This is a genomic window from Mesorhizobium sp. B2-8-1 (assembly GCF_006440955.1).
In the GTDB taxonomy this organism is placed as follows: Bacteria; Pseudomonadota; Alphaproteobacteria; order Rhizobiales; family Rhizobiaceae; genus Mesorhizobium.
Genome location: NZ_VFTX01000005.1, coordinates 313,887 through 329,981, shown reverse-complemented (window position 1 = coordinate 329,981; position 16,095 = coordinate 313,887). Strand labels below are relative to the sequence as shown.

Annotated in this window: 22 protein-coding genes; all 22 read right to left on the bottom strand. The window is 64.0% G+C overall.

The window, feature by feature from the left end:
* Window positions 1–6: 6 nt before the first annotated feature.
* Window positions 7–273 (bottom strand): VirB3 family type IV secretion system protein, encoded by a 267-nt coding sequence (locus FJ428_RS16135; protein WP_140879758.1) that lies wholly within the window; start codon window positions 271–273, stop codon window positions 7–9.
* Between the two features lie 29 nt (window positions 274–302).
* Complete coding sequence (locus FJ428_RS16130) at window positions 303–596, bottom strand: TrbC/VirB2 family protein (RefSeq protein WP_246675782.1); 294 nt, start codon at window positions 594–596, stop codon at window positions 303–305.
* A gap of 35 nt (window positions 597–631) precedes the next feature.
* A complete protein-coding gene (gene trbB / locus FJ428_RS16125) occupies window positions 632–1,648 on the bottom strand; it encodes a P-type conjugative transfer ATPase TrbB (protein ID WP_140879756.1) in 1,017 nt (338 codons plus the stop codon).
* Between the two features lie 215 nt (window positions 1,649–1,863).
* Window positions 1,864–2,181, bottom strand: coding sequence for a helix-turn-helix transcriptional regulator (locus tag FJ428_RS16120; RefSeq protein WP_006338687.1), 318 nt, complete (start codon window positions 2,179–2,181; stop codon window positions 1,864–1,866).
* Complete coding sequence (locus FJ428_RS16115; protein ID WP_224518970.1) at window positions 2,178–2,552, bottom strand: type II toxin-antitoxin system RelE/ParE family toxin; 375 nt, start codon at window positions 2,550–2,552, stop codon at window positions 2,178–2,180. The genes FJ428_RS16120 and FJ428_RS16115 overlap by 4 nt, the downstream gene beginning before the upstream one ends.
* 336 nt (window positions 2,553–2,888) lie before the next feature.
* The gene (locus tag FJ428_RS16110; protein WP_140879755.1) at window positions 2,889–3,344 is read right to left on the bottom strand and encodes a ribbon-helix-helix protein, CopG family; all 456 of its coding nucleotides are present in this window, start codon (window positions 3,342–3,344) and stop codon (window positions 2,889–2,891) included.
* 7 nt (window positions 3,345–3,351) lie between these two features.
* Window positions 3,352–5,334 (bottom strand): conjugal transfer protein TraG, encoded by a 1,983-nt coding sequence (locus FJ428_RS16105; RefSeq protein ID WP_140879754.1) that lies wholly within the window; start codon window positions 5,332–5,334, stop codon window positions 3,352–3,354.
* A gap of 27 nt (window positions 5,335–5,361) precedes the next feature.
* A complete protein-coding gene (locus FJ428_RS16100; protein ID WP_140879753.1) occupies window positions 5,362–7,101 on the bottom strand; it encodes a VirD2 family relaxase/mobilization nuclease in 1,740 nt (579 codons plus the stop codon).
* Between the two features lie 244 nt (window positions 7,102–7,345).
* On the bottom strand, window positions 7,346–8,119 hold the full coding sequence (locus FJ428_RS16095) for a lytic transglycosylase domain-containing protein (protein ID WP_140879752.1): 774 nt from the start codon (window positions 8,117–8,119) through the stop codon (window positions 7,346–7,348).
* A gap of 3 nt (window positions 8,120–8,122) precedes the next feature.
* Complete coding sequence (locus FJ428_RS16090; protein ID WP_140879751.1) at window positions 8,123–8,458, bottom strand: DUF736 domain-containing protein; 336 nt, start codon at window positions 8,456–8,458, stop codon at window positions 8,123–8,125.
* Window positions 8,459–8,530: 72 nt separating this feature from the next.
* Complete coding sequence (locus tag FJ428_RS16085) at window positions 8,531–9,076, bottom strand: S26 family signal peptidase (protein ID WP_181167313.1); 546 nt, start codon at window positions 9,074–9,076, stop codon at window positions 8,531–8,533.
* On the bottom strand, window positions 9,073–9,561 hold the full coding sequence (locus FJ428_RS16080; protein ID WP_140879750.1) for a DUF2840 domain-containing protein: 489 nt from the start codon (window positions 9,559–9,561) through the stop codon (window positions 9,073–9,075). The genes FJ428_RS16085 and FJ428_RS16080 overlap by 4 nt, the downstream gene beginning before the upstream one ends.
* The gene (locus tag FJ428_RS16075; RefSeq protein ID WP_140879749.1) at window positions 9,558–10,718 is read right to left on the bottom strand and encodes a replication initiator protein A; all 1,161 of its coding nucleotides are present in this window, start codon (window positions 10,716–10,718) and stop codon (window positions 9,558–9,560) included. The genes FJ428_RS16080 and FJ428_RS16075 overlap by 4 nt, the downstream gene beginning before the upstream one ends.
* A gap of 17 nt (window positions 10,719–10,735) precedes the next feature.
* Window positions 10,736–11,017, bottom strand: a complete 282-nt coding sequence (locus FJ428_RS16070; RefSeq protein WP_140562126.1) for a helix-turn-helix domain-containing protein — start codon at window positions 11,015–11,017, stop codon at window positions 10,736–10,738.
* 141 nt (window positions 11,018–11,158) lie between these two features.
* Window positions 11,159–11,704, bottom strand: a complete 546-nt coding sequence (locus tag FJ428_RS16065; RefSeq protein WP_224518969.1) for a DUF2285 domain-containing protein — start codon at window positions 11,702–11,704, stop codon at window positions 11,159–11,161.
* Window positions 11,676–11,924 carry a DUF6499 domain-containing protein gene (locus FJ428_RS16060; RefSeq protein WP_140879748.1) on the bottom strand — a complete coding sequence of 83 codons (249 nt, stop codon included), beginning with the start codon at window positions 11,922–11,924 and terminating at the stop codon, window positions 11,676–11,678. The genes FJ428_RS16065 and FJ428_RS16060 overlap by 29 nt, the downstream gene beginning before the upstream one ends.
* Window positions 11,925–12,060: 136 nt before the next feature.
* Window positions 12,061–12,321 carry a DUF2285 domain-containing protein gene (locus tag FJ428_RS16055; RefSeq protein ID WP_140879747.1) on the bottom strand — a complete coding sequence of 87 codons (261 nt, stop codon included), beginning with the start codon at window positions 12,319–12,321 and terminating at the stop codon, window positions 12,061–12,063.
* A gap of 177 nt (window positions 12,322–12,498) precedes the next feature.
* Window positions 12,499–12,825: a DUF736 domain-containing protein gene (locus tag FJ428_RS16050; protein WP_140879746.1), complete on the bottom strand. Its 327-nt coding sequence runs from the start codon at window positions 12,823–12,825 to the stop codon at window positions 12,499–12,501.
* Between the two features lie 609 nt (window positions 12,826–13,434).
* Window positions 13,435–13,875 carry a hypothetical protein gene (locus FJ428_RS16040; RefSeq protein ID WP_140879745.1) on the bottom strand — a complete coding sequence of 147 codons (441 nt, stop codon included), beginning with the start codon at window positions 13,873–13,875 and terminating at the stop codon, window positions 13,435–13,437.
* Window positions 13,876–14,009: 134 nt separating this feature from the next.
* A complete protein-coding gene (locus FJ428_RS30285) occupies window positions 14,010–14,177 on the bottom strand; it encodes a hypothetical protein (protein WP_008877981.1) in 168 nt (55 codons plus the stop codon).
* Between the two features lie 205 nt (window positions 14,178–14,382).
* Complete coding sequence (locus FJ428_RS16035) at window positions 14,383–14,838, bottom strand: hypothetical protein (protein WP_140879744.1); 456 nt, start codon at window positions 14,836–14,838, stop codon at window positions 14,383–14,385.
* 45 nt (window positions 14,839–14,883) lie between these two features.
* A complete protein-coding gene (locus FJ428_RS16030) occupies window positions 14,884–15,810 on the bottom strand; it encodes a DUF2493 domain-containing protein (RefSeq protein ID WP_140879743.1) in 927 nt (308 codons plus the stop codon).
* Window positions 15,811–16,095: the final 285 nt, after the last annotated feature.

Here is a 16,095-nt window from a genome sequence, read left to right as displayed (position 1 = left end):
CCCCCCTCAGACCGTGAGATGCGCCGCGATGCGCAGGTGCCGGCGAACGACGTCGGCGAAAAGCGGATCGCGCTTGGCGGCCCAGACGGCGGCAACATGGCCGATCGCCCAGATGGCGATGCCGACTAGCCAGAGACGCAGCCCCAGCCCCACGGCACCCGCGAGCGTCCCGTTCATGATGGCAATGGCGCGCGGGGCGCCGCCGAGCAGGATCGGCTCGGTCAGCGCGCGGTGCACGAGGACCGCATAACCCGGCACTGCGTAGTCCGGCATTGGGCCTCCGTGTTCGACAGCACCAGCCATCAGACCAGCGCTCCGCCGCCGAACGAGAAGAATGACAGGAAGAAGCTCGACGCCGCGAAAGCGATGGACAGGCCGAACACGATCTGGATGAGCCGGCGGAAGCCGCCCGACGTGTCGCCGAAGGCGAGCGTCAGCCCGGTGACGATGATGATGATCACCGCCATGATCTTGGCGACCGGTCCTTCGATCGACTGGAGTATCTGTTGCAACGGCTGTTCCCACGGCATCGACGAGCCGGAGGCAAAAGCGGGCGCGGCCATCACCAGGATGAGCGTGGGAACGGAAACGGCCATGGCGAGGCGATGGCGCGCAAGGCGCAGGCGTTGGATCACGGATTTTCTCCTTTTGGGCTTTGGATGGGCAAGGTCGGGCTGTCGTCGCCCTCAAGGACGGCTGGCGCGACCCGGTAATCGCCGTCCAGGCGAAGGCCGTCGACACGGGTGAGTTCGGACAGCCGGCGCGCGGAGCCGCGGCCGGAGAGGACGGCAACCAGGTCGATCGTTTCGGCGATCAGCGCGCGCGGAACCGTGACGACGGCTTCCTGGATGAGCTGTTCCATCCGGCGCAGCGCGCCAATGGCGCTGCCGGCGTGGATCGTGCCGAGGCCGCCGGGGTGGCCGGTGCCCCAGGCCTTGAGCAGTTCGAGCGCCTCGGCCCCGCGCACCTCGCCGACCGGAATTCGGTCGGGGCGCAGCCGCAGCGACGAACGAACGAGATCCGAGAGCGACGCGACGCCGTCTTTAGTGCGCATCGCTACGAGATTGGGTGCTGCGCATTGCAGTTCGCGCGTATCCTCGATGATGACGACGCGATCGGGGGTCTTGGCCACTTCGGCCAGCAGCGCGTTGATCAGCGTGGTCTTGCCCGTGGATGTGCCGCCCGCGACCAGGATGTTCGCGCGGTTGGCAACGCCCTGGCGCAGCGCGTCCGCCTGCTGCGCCGACATGATTCCGGTCGCGACATAGTCTTTAAGGGTGAAGATGGCGACGGCAGGCTTGCGGATCGCGAAGGCAGGCGCGGCGACGACGGGAGGAAGAAGCCCCTCGAACCGCTCCCCCGTCTCGGGTAGCTCGGCCGAGACGCGCGGGGCGCCGGCATGGACTTCGGCACCGACATGATGAGCAACGAGGCGAACGATGCGCTCGCCGTCCGCTGCCGACAGGCGCTCTCCTGTGTCGGACAACCCCTCGGACAGGCGATCGATCCACAAGCGCCCATCGGGGTTGAGCATCACTTCAACTACGCCCGCATCGTCGAGATAGCTCGCGATCGCGGGTCCGAGCGCTGTGCGCAACATGCGTGCGCCGCGCGCCAGACCTTCTGAACTGTGATGCGAAGCTGCCATCCTGTCCCCGTTTCGATCCGGGGAACATCGGCGGCCCCTGGACGGGGATGATTAAGAGAGCCGCATCTCGAGTGGTTTCAACACCTATATCGAGGCGTAGTGGCGTAGCGTGCAAATACAGGAAATTGGCGGTGCCGACCTGTAATCAAGGCTGACGATCTTCAGTAAGGGCGGCGCCCGCCCTCAATTGTGCCCTCGTCGGCGAAGCCGTCTGATCAAGCGGCTTCAGCACGAGTTGACCGTCGAGGCTTGTGGCGGACCACCACGTCGACCTTGTAGTCGAGCCGGTCCAGACAGCGAACCAGCCTGTCTATTGAAAACTTGCCCGTGCGCCCGGTGGCGATCGCGGAGACGTCGGGCTGTTTCATTCCGAGAAGTTCAGCCGACTTGGCCTGGGTCAGACGCCGGCGCTTGATAATGGCGCGGATCTCGCGGGCCAGCTTGGCCTTGAGCAATTCCTCTTCGGGATTGTCAAAGCCGAGGTCCGCAAACACGTTGCCGCTGCTCACTTCGGCGGTGATGTCTTCTGTCATGACTTTGTTCCTTTCCCATAATTCTCGCGGTAGTGCGCCTCGGCTGCCTTCAATCGCGCCGTCACGAGATCGATTTCGTGCTTGGGTGTCTCCCTGCCCTTCTTCGACTTCTTCTGGAAGCAATGAAGCACGTAGATCACCCCGGCAAAGCGCACCGCATAGACGGCCCGGTAGGTATCTCCGTCGAAGTCGTCGACCACCTCGAGGATGCTGCGGCCCCCAAACCCCTTCAGGGCTTTGACAGCCGGGTGCTCCTCACCATTCTGGGCGTCGTTGATTGCGACACCCATCAACCGGCGAACATCGAGCGGAAACTCGCGCAGGTCGGCCTTCGACGACCCCATCCATACAGCGGGCTTTTGGTTTTTCATTCCCCTTGCCTTATAGCATACAGACTATAATTTTCAACGAAAAACCCTGACACCGCCTAGCCACTGAAAATACTTGGTTCGGCTCAGACGGCTATTTTTTCCAAGTCTTCATGGAAGCTCATGAAGGCGTGGTCCTGGAATCACGGATCTTAAATTGCGGATTCCGCGCCTAACATGGTTCCGGTATAAGCGACCCCACCCTGCGACTGTCTAGTTCTCCTTTGCCAACCTCGACAGGTCGGCAAAGCGAAGCGTGTCCTATGACAACATATCATTCCAACGCTTTGATATGTTTTGAGATATCGATGCTTGCAAAATTTCGGTCCGCCCGTCCATTTAGCCCGCGGGCCTGCCGGACTGGAGTGTGTCCAGGCCGCCATCGATATCCTCGGAGATTTCCTGTCGAAGCTTTGGACCTTTTGCCAGGCGCCGGCCGAGCGCGGTGACGAAGGCATCATAGCGCTCGCCCGCCTTGGCATGGGCAGCCTGCGCCGCGGGCTCGGGCAACGCTGGTGTTGTCGCCAGCCAGAAGCGGACGAAAACGGCGAGCGTCTCCACCGCAATTCCAACATCGCGCTCCTGGCGTGCCATGCGGCGATCGAGCTGGTCGAGCCGCTTGGTGATCGCCGCCTCCTGTCGCTCGGCGGCATCGGGTGAGAGGAACGACTCGATGGCCGCCTCGGCGACGAGCGACCGTGAAAGATCACGGCGCGCCGCATGTTCGACCAGCCTGCTCATGACCCTCGGATCGAGATAGACCGACAGACGTTGTTTGCGCGGAACCTTTGCCATCGGAGCCTCACATGTCTACGCCGTCACCGGGGTCGAGGGACGCCTGCCGCGCAATGCCTTGCATGAGGCGCGTCAGTCGACGGTTGCGGGCAACACTGTCTTCCACGTCGTCCTGGTGATCGATCTCGAATTCGTTCTCGGTCGAAGGCTTCACGACCAACTCGACGCGACTGAGCTCAGGTTGCCGACGACGTTCGGAATCAGTTTGGTCCTCATCCGCGGCCGACGGCGCCGAGGTGGCTTCGGCAATCCGGGGACGGGATGGCAGAGGCAGGCTGGTCCAGTCGTCATGTCTCCCCTCCACTGCCGCCACCAACGCCGGAGGCGGCAGGATACGTTCCCGGAAGCGAGCATCCTCATGATAGCGCGCCTTTTTGGCGCGGATCGGCGGCGCACCCGAGACCATGACAATCTCGTCGGTGGCCGGCAGTTGCATCACTTCACCCGGCGTGAGCAGCGGGCGAGCCGTCTCGGAGCGGGAGACCATGAGATGACCGAGCCACGGCGACAGCCGGTGGCCGGCATAATTCCTCATGGCCCTCATCTCGGTCGCTGTTCCCAGCGCGTCGGACACGCGCTTGGCGGTGCGCTCATCATTGGTGGCGAAGCTTACCCGGACGTGGCAATTGTCGAGGATCGAGTTGTTGGCGCCATACGCCCTCTCGATCTGATTGAGGGATTGAGCGATCAGGAAGCTTTTCAGGCCGTATCCGGCCATGAAGGCGAGCGCCGACTCGAAGAAGTCGAGACGGCCAAGCGCCGGGAACTCGTCAAGCATCAGGAGCAGCCGGTGCCCTTTCGCCCTCACCTGCAGATCTTCGGTCAGGCGACGGCCTATCTGATTGAGGATCAGGCGAATGAGCGGCTTGGTCCGGTTGATGTCGGACGGCGGCACGACGAGGTAGAGTGTCGTCGGATGCTTGTCGTCGACAAGATCAGTGATGCGCCAGTCGCAGCGGCGCGTGACCTCGGCCACGACAGGATCGCGATAGAGGCCAAGGAACGACATGGCGGTGGAGAGCACGCCGGAGCGCTCGTTGTCGGATTTGTTCAAGAGCTCCCGCGCGGCGCTGGCGATGACCGGGTGCGGACCGGCTTCACCCAGATGCGCGGTCTTCATCATCGCGGACAGCGTTGATTCGATCGGACGCTTCGGATCGGAGAGGAAACCGGCAACGCCGGCAAGCGTCTTGTCCTTCTCGGCGTAGAGGACATGCAAGATCGCGCCGACCAGAAGGGCATGGCTGGTTTTCTCCCAGTGGTTTCGCCGCTCGAGCGAGCCTTCGGGATCGACCAAGATGTCGGCGATGTTTTGAACGTCGCGGACTTCCCATTCGCCGCGACGCACCTCGAGCAGCGGGTTGTAGGAGGAGGATTTTGGGTTGGTCGGATCGAACAACAGGACGCGGCCATGCCTGGCGCGGAAGCCCGCGGTGAGTTGCCAGTTCTCGCCCTTGATGTCATGCACGACCACGGAGCTCGGCCAAGCAAGCAGTGACGGGACGACGAGGCCGACACCCTTGCCCGAACGGGTCGGAGCGAAGCACAGCACATGCTCCGGCCCGTCGTGGCGCAGATAGGCACCGTCAAACCGCCCAAGCACCACTCCATCGGAACCGAGAAGGCCAGTTGCCTCGACCTCCTGCTTGTCGGCCCAGCGGGCGGAGCCGTAGGTCTCGACCTTCTTGGCCTCGCGAGCCCGCCAGACAGACATGCCGATGGCGACGGCGACGCAGGCGAAACCGCCAGAAGCCGCGATAAAGGCACCCTCGACGAAGATCGACGGCGCGTAGGCATCGAACCCATACCACCACCAGAAGAAGGACGGCGGAAGGTAAAACGGAAAGCCGAGGACATGGAACCATGGCCTGCCGAGCTCGGGCTGGAACGCCAGGCGCCAAGCCACCCATTCCGTCGCGCCCCAGGTGGTGATCAGCACGATCATCAAGACCGCGAGGATCTGGCCCCAGAGTATCTTGGTGGCGGACATGGAAGCGGTCCTTTCTTGACAATGAGGTTAGAGACCGAGGCTACGCTTGCGGCCAAAACTCCAGTCGATGCCGCCGTCAGCGCGAGCGACGCCCGAGACGTGGCGGCCAAGATGCTTTTCGATAGACGGCGTCCAGGGCACCAGTTGGAAACCGAGGCCGTCATCGATCATGGCGAAGCGGCCCGATGCGAGCGTGAAGCGCTGCCGGTAGGAACCGGTGACATAGTCGCCGCCGCGGGCGCGGTTGAAAGGCTGGCCGGTTTCGGCCGAGAGCTTCTGCCCGAGCGCCTCCAGTTCGCGGCGACGCAACGTGTCGATCAGGTTGCGGGTGAAGCTGATGCGTTGGCCGTTTCGCTCGCCGAGACCCTGTTGGACGAGATGGTCGGCACGGCAATGCAGCGCCTGCCGCACCTCGGCGCCGAAACCGCCTTCTGAAAGCGCAATCGGTTCGCGGGCGATGTTCTGGCGGTCAAGCCAGGTTGCGCCGACGGCGGTGGTTTGCTGCTCAATGTCGAGATCGGAGCGGACAGCGAGCGCTGCGCGCGGATGTCCCTGCGCGTCATTGAACTTGCGCAGTTCGACGATCGAACCCGGAGCGCTGTCGCCCGCGGCGTCGAGGTCGGACAGCTTGATGTGATGTGTGCGGCCGTCGGTGCCATCGACGACGGCGTAGGCGCTGCCCTTCAGCTCATCATCGAGACCGCGGTCGACAAGTCGTCCCACGATCGGCGTCTCGAGGCGTTCTGCCGCCAGCACATAACTCGCCGCGCCGCGCTCGATGCCCTGTTCTGTCAGGGCGCGGTGCATCCGCTTGATGATGTCACCGCGTTCGCTAAGCTCGCGTAGCGTTGCCTCGGCCTTGTCGTCGATCATCCATTGGCTCGGGCCGACCTGTTCAGCAAGGCCAAGGGTTTCGAGCTTGCGCATCCGCCCGACCTTCAGCACGTGATATTCATCGGGTTGTGTGTTCGTGGCGGTGGCAAGGTCGATGACGCCTGTCTCGCGCCCGTAGCGAACAAGCTGCCGGTCAAGCTGGGTCCAGCGTTCGGCTTCGACCTGGCGCTGCAGATTGCGACGGATGTCGAGATCGGTGCGCGGGCCGAGCTCCTGGGTAACGAGATCGGCGGCACGGGCGCGCATCCCCTCCTTGATGTAATCGCGGGAGACCACAAGATCCTTCCCGTCATCAGCGCGGCCACGCAAGATGATATGAAGGTGCGGGTTGTCGGTGTTCCAGTGGTCGATGCCCGCCCAATCGAGCTTCGTGCCGAGGTCCTTTTCCATCTGCCCCATCAAATCGCGGGCAAAGGCTTTGAGGTCCGCCATGTCGACGGCATCTTCGGGCGAGACGATGAAGCGGAAGTGGTGCCGATCATCGCCACACCGCGCGGCGAAAGCACCGCCATCCACCTCCCCGACTTCGCGCCCGAACAGCCTTGCCTTCTCCCCGTCACGGGTAACGCCCTCGCGGCGAAGGTAGGTAAGATGGGCCGCAAGCGGGGCGCCGCGCGCGTGATGACGCACCAGCCGTGTCTTGATGATCACGATTCGCGAGCGTCCGGTCAGGAGACGATTGGCGCGCACGCTCGCCGAGCGGCCGCGCCCGAAGGTCGAACGATTGCCCGGACTGATCCGGCCGGAGCGGGAGATGCGGGCGCCGGCCTTCTGGGCGGCGGCAAGCGCCTGCCCGATGAAGGGCCTGGCGCGCTGGGCGCTGGGTGAGCGGATACGGCCAGGCCGGATTCGAAGTTCGTCGTCGCCAGTCATCTAAAGAGATCCGCACATCGTGCCAAAGCACGGAAATCACTCGCAAATCGGTTTTCTGGCGAGGTGCACCAAATCCTCGCACCTCGCGGAAATCCTGCATAACCCATTGAAACAACACGACCGACCGACGCCGCACCTCGCGGCCTTTTATCTCGCCATCTTCCGGTTGTTCTGCCCACCTTCCGCCTCCATCCACGCCACGGTGCGCTGGAGCTTGCGGTTGCGCGAAAACGCCCATGCGCGCTCATGGCTTCATCCCTTCGCCCGCTCGGTCCACGAAGAGGCCTTCGGACAGCGGCACGATGGCGGAGACATCGCGCGCGGTGGGTGCAGAGCTCGCGTCATTTGGTGGTCGCTCGGTCGGCACGAGAGCGACAGCTTGTATGCGATCCGGCTGACCTACGAAGAGCGAGCCGTGCTTCCAGGGAATGGCCTCGACAGACGTGACTGCGAAAGGGCGTATACCCTCGCTTTCACCGATCAGGGGGGCAAGTGCTGCGACATAGGCGCGGGTCTCGGCCGGTAACGGACGTCCAGTGAGGTAGGCTTCGTAGCGCGCAGGCCCAGCGTTGTAGGCGGCCAGAAACCCCGGCGAGCCATAGCGATCGTGCAGTTCGCGCAGATACGCCGTTCCTGCCAGGATGTTGTCGCGAGGATCGAACGGATCGCGACCAAGCGACCAGCGGGCGCGCAGATCATCCCATGTGCCGGGCATGATCTGCATCAAGCCGCGGGCGCCTGCGCTGGAGACGGCGCGCACGTCGCCCGCACTCTCCTTGCGCATGACGGCGCGTATCCACGCGATCGGAACGCCGAAGCGCCGCGAGGCTTCGCTGATGTGCGCACCAAAGGGGTTGCGTTGCGATGATCGCGCGATGGCCAAGTCCTGCGCAACAGTCGCCGCCGGCATGGCGGTCGCGATGGACAGGCCGCAAAGGAGGAGGAGAGCCATGCGCCGGGCAGCGCGAAGCGGCCCGGGCGCACCGCGATGGCTCGTCGATGGACGGCGAGCGCGCATCGTTCACTCCTTCTCGCTACGGTCGCGCGGGCGCGCCCAGTGCAGCGACCAGGACGTCTTGTCGTCGCCATTGCGAAAGAGGTTCGCGCGTATCGGCTGCGCAAGCGTCGGGTCGTCGAGCTGGATCGAGACATAGTCTCCGGCCTTTTCGCTGGAGCGTTTCCAGCCGGCGCCAATCTCGGGGCCGTCCTCGCTTCCGGCGTGAACGCGGTAGTCAGGCGCATTCTCCGTTTCGCTCGCCTCTGCCGCCACAATGGCGATATCCAGGTTGAGGCTTAGTGTGTGGATGCGCCCGCTATAGCCACTCTTCTGGCGCGTGAATTCTCCGATCTGCTGCATGTCAGGCTCCTGTTTTTCAGTGGTGCGGTGATGAAGGCTGGCGGCGCACGAGGCGCGCCGCCGGTGGCGCGCTCACCGCGTTGACGCGCGCCATTCGAAGCGGCCATCGCCGGTCTCGTCCGTCCACAGCGGGACGGCGCGACCGATGATCCGGCTGGTGGAGAGGAGGCCGAAGTAACGTCCGTCGAGGCTGTCGCGGACCTGCCGGTTCATCAGGAAGACTTCGCCGGTCGGGATGCGGCGGCAGCCCTGCCAGACAGGCAGGTCACGGCCGGCCCGATCACGCTCGAGCGCCACGCCCGCCTCGACGCCATCGACAGTGATGGTGAGGTTCGAGCGACATACACGCTGCCCGGCAACGCCAAGGATGCGCTTCAAGAGTGGCACGCCCCTCGGCAGATAGCCGCGATCAGCGAGGAACGGCGCGAGTGCCTCGGGCGCCTCGACGGCCACAAGATCGGTGACCTCGAACGGTCCATAGAAGTCGATCGTGTAGAAGCCGATCGGTGCACTAGCTGACGCATTCCAGATGAGCTTCGTGGGCATCGAAGTGAGGCCGGGATAGCCGACGCCCATGGTAGCGAGAACGCTAGCGACGATGATCCCGGCGCGCGTCACGGCTCGGTCCTCTTGCGCAGCAGGAAGGCGCGATGTTGGTCGAATGTGTAGCTGCGCGGCGCGTGGCCGGCGGCTATCCGGTTGTGGATGTGCCGCCAATGGTCGGGCGACACCAACTCAGGCTCGATGTCGAGGCGCTCGATGGCGTCGATCGCCTGCAGCACGCGTTCGACCTTGGGCCAGCTCTCGACCTTCAGAAGCATGTCGCCGCCGGGGCGCACGAAGGGCAGTGTCTGATAGGCTTCGCCACGTGCGACCGCACGCACGATATCGATGCGTGAGATGATCGTTCCAAAATCGTTCGCGGCCCAGCGAACGAGCGCGAAGACTGCGCCGGGACGATAGGACAGGATGCGCCGGCGACGATCGACGATCTGTTCATGGGCGTGCGTGCCGAAGCGTATCCAGTTCTCAATTTTCTTCTCGACCCAGGTCAGTTCGACATGGACGAGTTCGTCGCGAGCGTGGTGCGTGGCGGCGATCATCGGGTGGCTCCCGAGCGCGGATTGACAGGCGGATTCGGGGCTTCGGAGACGCTGGTTGCGGTGCTGCTGCCCTCAGAAACCGATGGCGCATCCGAGGTCTTGTCGGTGTCTATGCTGAGTGCGTCGCTGGCTCGCCGGACGAGCCTCTGCACATCGCGCGCGCGCTCTTCAAAGTTAGACTCTGGGTTAGAGTCTAAGTTAAGGGCGCGATTTCGGCTTTGGTTTCCTGGGGTTAGGCCCCGTTTTGGTTCCTGATAGCACGAGCCTGCGGTTCCCGATGGCACGATAGGTCCGGTTCCCGATAGCACGAGGCCGTCCACAGGCCGTCCACCGGAGACGACCCGCTCGAAGGCGAGCAGCGTCCGGCCGCCCATCTCCACTTCGAGGAAGAGCGTGTAGCCGGGCAGCGGCTGGCGGCGGATGATGTCGCGCAGCTCGAAGGCAAATCGCTTGTGGGGCGACAGGCTGCCGGATTTCTGGTGAAGGTGACGGAAGTCGAAGCGCCAGCCGTCGCGCTGGCGTCCGCCATGCTTGCGCACCAGCCGATAGAGCCAGCGCTCCAGTCCGCCAGTCAGGTCGAAATAGGCGCGATCGATCGTCAGCACGAGCGCGTCATCGAGGACTGCCTGGTAGAACCAGTCGGGGACGATCAACTCGATCCCCGCGGGTTTGCCATGGCGATCGATGCGCTCCTGCCACTCATTGATCCATGAGAAGCGGTGACGCCGGCCTTCGGCGGGCTGACGGATTGTCGTCGAGACAGTGGTAGACTGCAGCCGGTCAAGCGCCGCCTTCAGGCGCTGATAGTCGCGCAGGCTCTTGCCGCGGCCGACGAAGGTGAGAATCTCATAGGGCGTGGCGGCCATGAGGCGCGAGGTCCGAAGCCCGGTGTCGCGCGCCTCGACGATCTGGCTCGCGGCCCAGATCAGGATGTCGGCGTCCCAGATGGTCGCCATCCCATGATCGGGTACGGCTTCGACCCGGATCGTGACGTTGCCCGCGGCAAAATCGATCGGGGTGACGCGATGGGTCTTGGAAAGGGAGAAGAACGGATAGGCCATGAGATCCTGCGCGTCTCGTGGGGCGAAGTCGCCAGGCAGCGCCCGGAACAGGTCGAGTTGCCCGCGCTCCGAAAGGGATTGGTTTCGCGCCACCATTTGAAATCCGCGCGCGGTCAGCGTGCGTATCGTCCGCCATGCGCCGGCGGCGTCGCTGTGTGACGCTTGGCCGGCAGGACCGATCCACGCGGATCGGATGTAGAGGTGACAGCGCCGCGTTCGGCCCAAGCCTGAAGATCGTCGACGGCATAGACGACACGGCCGCCGAGCTTGCGGTAGGAAGGACCAGTGCCATAGGTACGGTGCTTTTCGAGCGTGCGGGCGGACAGGCTGAGGAAATCCGCGGCTTCCTTGGTGCGCAGGAAGCGCGGCGGCAAAACGGCGATATCGGGTCGCATGGGTCGGACCTCCGTGGGGTTTTGGGCAGCCGCTGGCGTTCAGCGGTGGACGGCGACCACGGTGGCGGAGAATGGGCTTCGCTAGGGATGGGGAAGTTGAGGGAGGCTAAAATCCCACCCCCTCGTCCGGGGCCAGAACCGCTACGGTCGACGGCGATGACGCAGGATCTGCAAATAGCCGCCGCCGATCATGGCGGTGGCGCCTTCGACCAGGCCGATCACCGCATCGCGCAACGCCGAGGTCTTCCAAGGATCGGCGGCGATGCGCTTGTGACCGTAGAATGCAACCGCAATGTCGCGGTAGCTCGCGCCGTTCGCACGGCCGTCGGCGGCCTGCATCATCAGACGAAACCGGCGGCGCTGCTGTGGGGTCATACGCGTGTCCGAAGCCGTTGGGCGCCCCTGCAAGGAACGCCAGAAACGGGTGAGTGCTTCGATCCGTCCCAACGTTTCTGCATCCAAGGGGATCAGCGCCGCCAGGTGGCCGTGCGGATCACTGCCCGGCAGAAGGAGAAGTTGGGTCGCGACACCTGCACTGTGGACAATGTGACGTCCTTCCGGGCTGTCGTGGACCGCCCCCAGGCCGGTCAAAGGCGCCGATCGCAACGACGATAGGAATTCCGGCGCCGGCACGAGAGAAACCACAGCTGGATCGACGTCAGGCGACCACAGAACGTCTTGCGCCAAGGCGGACAAATCCGGCCTGGCCGGGAAATCGCAACCCCCACAGCCGCTTTGTCTCAGGGCGGAAGGGTGCTTTTTCGGCCCTGGTGGTCAGGAGCGCCTGATAGTGCCGTTGATAGGGTTCGTGACGCCGCAGACACTCCCAGGCGAGCCCTTCGATGGGCAATGTATCGAAATAATCATAGCTGGCATTGTCTCGCCAATGCGACGTATCCGGCCTCATCCAAGAGCTCCTCACGCAAGAAACGCGTAGACCCCGCCTCAAGACAATTCCGGGTTGTAGCGATTGGCGGAAGACCCTCGCCGGGCATCGGGTGATGCCGTTTCGGCATCACCCGGGAACGACAGGAGCGGTGGTGCTAGGTGCCTGGTTGACGCAAAAGATGACGATAGCCAGCACGCGCCATCCAGCGCGCTCGCGCCAGATGGCTGTCATGGATACGCCGGGCGCGTTGTGGCTCCTTCGTCAGATCAATGCCGAAGAGAATTTCGACCACCTCGCGCCAGTCCGCGCCGTCGTCGGCGGCGTCAAGCAGGCGCATATAGAGCTTGACGTGTTCCCGATCGTATTCGGTGAGTTCGTCACTGGTCGGCGCGGTTTCGTCAAACGGCTCGATCATCGCTTGCCTCGTCTCCACAGAGTGAAAGCCTGCATTTTATAGAAACAACAGCGCCGACGGAGGATGGTTGATCGGCATCAGGCGATGCGGTTTCAGCATCGCTCTCGGCTCGAGTGAACCGAACCGGACGTCCGCGCAAGAAGGCCCCGGCCTTCCGGCCGGGGCCTGCGCGGATCCTTAGTCACCCCGCCGCGCGTTCGGGCGGGACCAGATGAGGGAGAAGCCCTCACCATCCTCGTCGTCGAAAAGGTTGGCGTAGATCGGGGCGTTGAAGCTCGGATCGTCAAGCTTGAGACCCAGATAGTCGCGGCCTTCGTTGGAGGTCTTCGACCAGGCGGCGCCGATCTCGGCGCGACCGACCAGCACACGGTGGCTGGGAGCGTTCTCGCCATTGGCGCGGGTGTCTGGGACGATACGCACGTTCTTGGCCAGGACGCTGAGAGTGACGATTTCGCCGGTGAACTCGTTGGAGGCGGACTTCTTGAAGGTGCCGATGGTAGCCATTGTAAGTCTCCGTTTTCTGTTCCGAGCCCGCACCATGCGGCCTCGATGGCGATCAATTGGCCGGAGGCGACCGACGACGCATCGCTTGCGACCGGAGCCACGCGGAGGACGGAGCAGGAACGGCTTTCTTGTTTCGCGAGGAATGGCGGCGCTCGGGGCCCCCATGCGCTTGCCGCGTGGGGTGGGAGCCGGCAGGGGAAGAAAGTCGGGATGCGCCGTTGCGGCTTAGGCGGTCGAGGCTTCAGCCGTCCTCCGGCCAGATCAGCCCATTGAAGAGGCCGTTTGGAGCGCTCTTGGGACAGATTGGCATCGGAGACGTCGGCGTCCAACGCGCCGCCAGCAGATCGCTACGAGCTTCACCGGCATCGCCTACACATCCAGGCATGGGACCGCGTGCACCTCCAACGACCTGCGACCAGTCGCGCTGCCATCCTGCCACCGAATGGTTGGCCTGCCTTGCGGCGTCGACAGAACGTCCAAGTCCACCAACAAGGCCGCGCCGGCGTGGCCATTGCCCGATCCTTGGCATGCAGCCCGATTGCTCCAACCACCCATGACAAGGAGGCTAGGCCTTCGTCGGTCTCGTCCACCCGCCGTGCTCGCGCGGGTTTAAGCTTGAACCATGTCCCTACCGGATTGGTCGGCGGCGGCGATGCCCGCGACCCGCAGATATGCCGTGGCGCCGACCGCGATCGCGCCAATGACGGAAAAGACAATCTGCCAGGTTTCCGAAGGCATGATGTGCTTCGTGATGCCATGAGTGGCATGGTAGCCGGCAACCATCGCGGGAGCGACGAAGACCATCGCGATCGCCAGCTTCGCCCACATGGGTCTGATAACGCCGAGGAGGATTTGGCCGATGCCGAGCGTCAACCCCGCTGCGAGAATGCCGACAAGGATCGCGCCAAGCCAGCCGGCACCGGTGTTGAATGCCCATGCACCCGCGTTGACGGCGAGGAACAACGGGAGGGCGACGATTGCAAGCGTGAAGAGCAACCAGCACAAGATGCCGATGGCCGCGACGCAAAGGAGAATGCCGAGGATGATCATGGTGGTGTCTCCGAGAGAATGACTCTGGCGATTGCGCCTTCCACCACCACCTGGCGCAGTGCACAGCATAGCAAAGGAAAAGCGCGGGTGAAACCCGCCGGTGTTCTTGCATTGGCAGCGCGATGTGCGCCCCGTCATGGGGCGAACGGGTCGATTTCGCCGATGATGGCGGTGTCGTCGCCGTCATACTCGTTCGCCGGCACGACCGAGAGAGTGCCGTCGCCAGCACGAAAGATGACGATGGTGACCATGAGAGTGGCGGCGAGGCTGAAGGCGAAGGCATGTGCGTCGGCGAAGGACATCGATCCGGCTCCTGTTTTGAAGCGGAGGACCCTCCCCCGCTGACAGGCGCCCGATGTGTTCGGCCGATGGCCGCAATCACCGCGAAGGCGAAGCCGGAGCGGCGACACGCTTCGCGTAGTCCGACCCCTTGCGGGTTGATGGCGTCAGGCCGTTGGCCGGACCAAGGATCAGCGCAATGGATCGCGGGGTGCGGTCATCTTCAAGTCAGGAGCAGCGGGCGTTGTTGACGCGGCGCTCTTGTTCCAGGAGCGTCTCAGCAAGCTGCCGCGCGATGTGGCGGGCGTCGAGCGAGAAACCGGACGGCCATGATCGCGATGGATCCCGTTGGAAGCCGCCACGCTGAAAATGAGGATGAAGGCGGGCGATGACGCTGTGCAGTTGCGGTGGCAGGCGCAATCCAGCTCTCTCGGCGTAACAAGCCGCCTTGTCGAGATCGTGCCCGATATGGCGGCGGTTCCAGCAATCATCGGTCGCGACTCTGAGAAGATGCGACTTCAGAAGCAATTCAATGGCGATGGCGATGGCGTGAAGGGCCGCATTGTGCCTGTCTAGATCCGCCGCCCGGTCAGCGCCATCAAGGTGGGCGGCCGCATTGCGTAAGAAGGTGTCGGCAAGCGCGATGTCCGGCGCGAAACTTTCGGGAAAGGATACGAGCGACATGGCTTGATCCCGGATATTTATAGGGCGCTTAGATTCCGGCGGCGCCTACGCGCCGCCGTTGCCGAGCCGATAGACCGCAATGCCGAGCTTGCGGGCCTTGTCCGCGAGGTTCTCCTGAATGCCGGTTCCCGGAAAGATGATGACGCCGATCGGCATGACCGCCAACATCTGGTCGTTGCGCTTGAAGGGAGCGGCCTTGGCATGCTTGCTCCAGTCGGGCTTGAAGGCGACCTGCGGCACCTTGCGATGATCGGCCCAGCGGGCGGCGATCTTTTCGGCGCCTTTTGGTGATCCGCCGTGCATCAGCACCATGTCGGGGTGCTTGGCGCGGATTTGGTCGAGCTTTCCCCAGATCAACTGGTGATCGGCGCTACCGCCGCCGGAGAAGGCGATCTTGGGGCCGGCGGGTAACATGATTTCGGTTTCCGCGCGCCGCCTTGCCGCGAGGAAGTCGCGGCTATCGATCATTGCGGCGGTGAGATGGTGGTGGTTGACCATCGACCCCGTGCGCGGTCGCCAGGCCGAGCCGGTGTGCTGATCGTAGTGGTCGGCGGCCTGGTCGCGCATGAGCTCGAAGGCGTCGCGCCGTTCGATCATGGTCTGGCCCTGGGCGGTGAGTGTCTCGAGTTCAACCGCCTTGATCTCGGTGCCGTCCTGTTCGCGCTGCAGGCGGCGCTGGGCCTGCTCGTTGTCGTCCAGTTGCCGCTCGATCCGTTGTACGGCGCGGTGGAAGACATTGGTGACGGACCAGAGCAGATCATCGAGGTCGGGTTCCAGGCGCGTGTCAGCCAAGGTGGCGATGAGGGCGTCAAAGATGTCGGCCACGGCGCCGGCCACGTGGTCGCCGCCGGGGAGCGGTCGCGGATCTGGCTCGTCCGCATAGGGGCGCCAGCCATAAAGCTGGAGTTCGGTGAGGATATGATCGGTCGGAGAAGCGGCGTGGTGCGGTTCGGCGTCGTCGTGCTCGCTCATTGCGATGCTCCCGTCGGTTTGACCGCGACCCCCGCGGCCTTCAAGGCGACGAGAGCGCACGGGCGGGACGGGTCCGGCACCCGCAGCGAAGCGGAGGGCCGCAGCGCAGCGGAGGATGGCGGCGGCCGGCTATTTTGCCTCGCGATGGAAAGGCGTCGCGACCAATCGCTGCCATTCGCGAGCAGTTGTGCGCCGCCGGAAAATAGTCGGCCGCCGCCATTGCCTGGCCGGCCAGTTCGTGGGCCCGATCGCCCTCTTGAAGGCCGGGCTGCGGTTCTCTGCCGG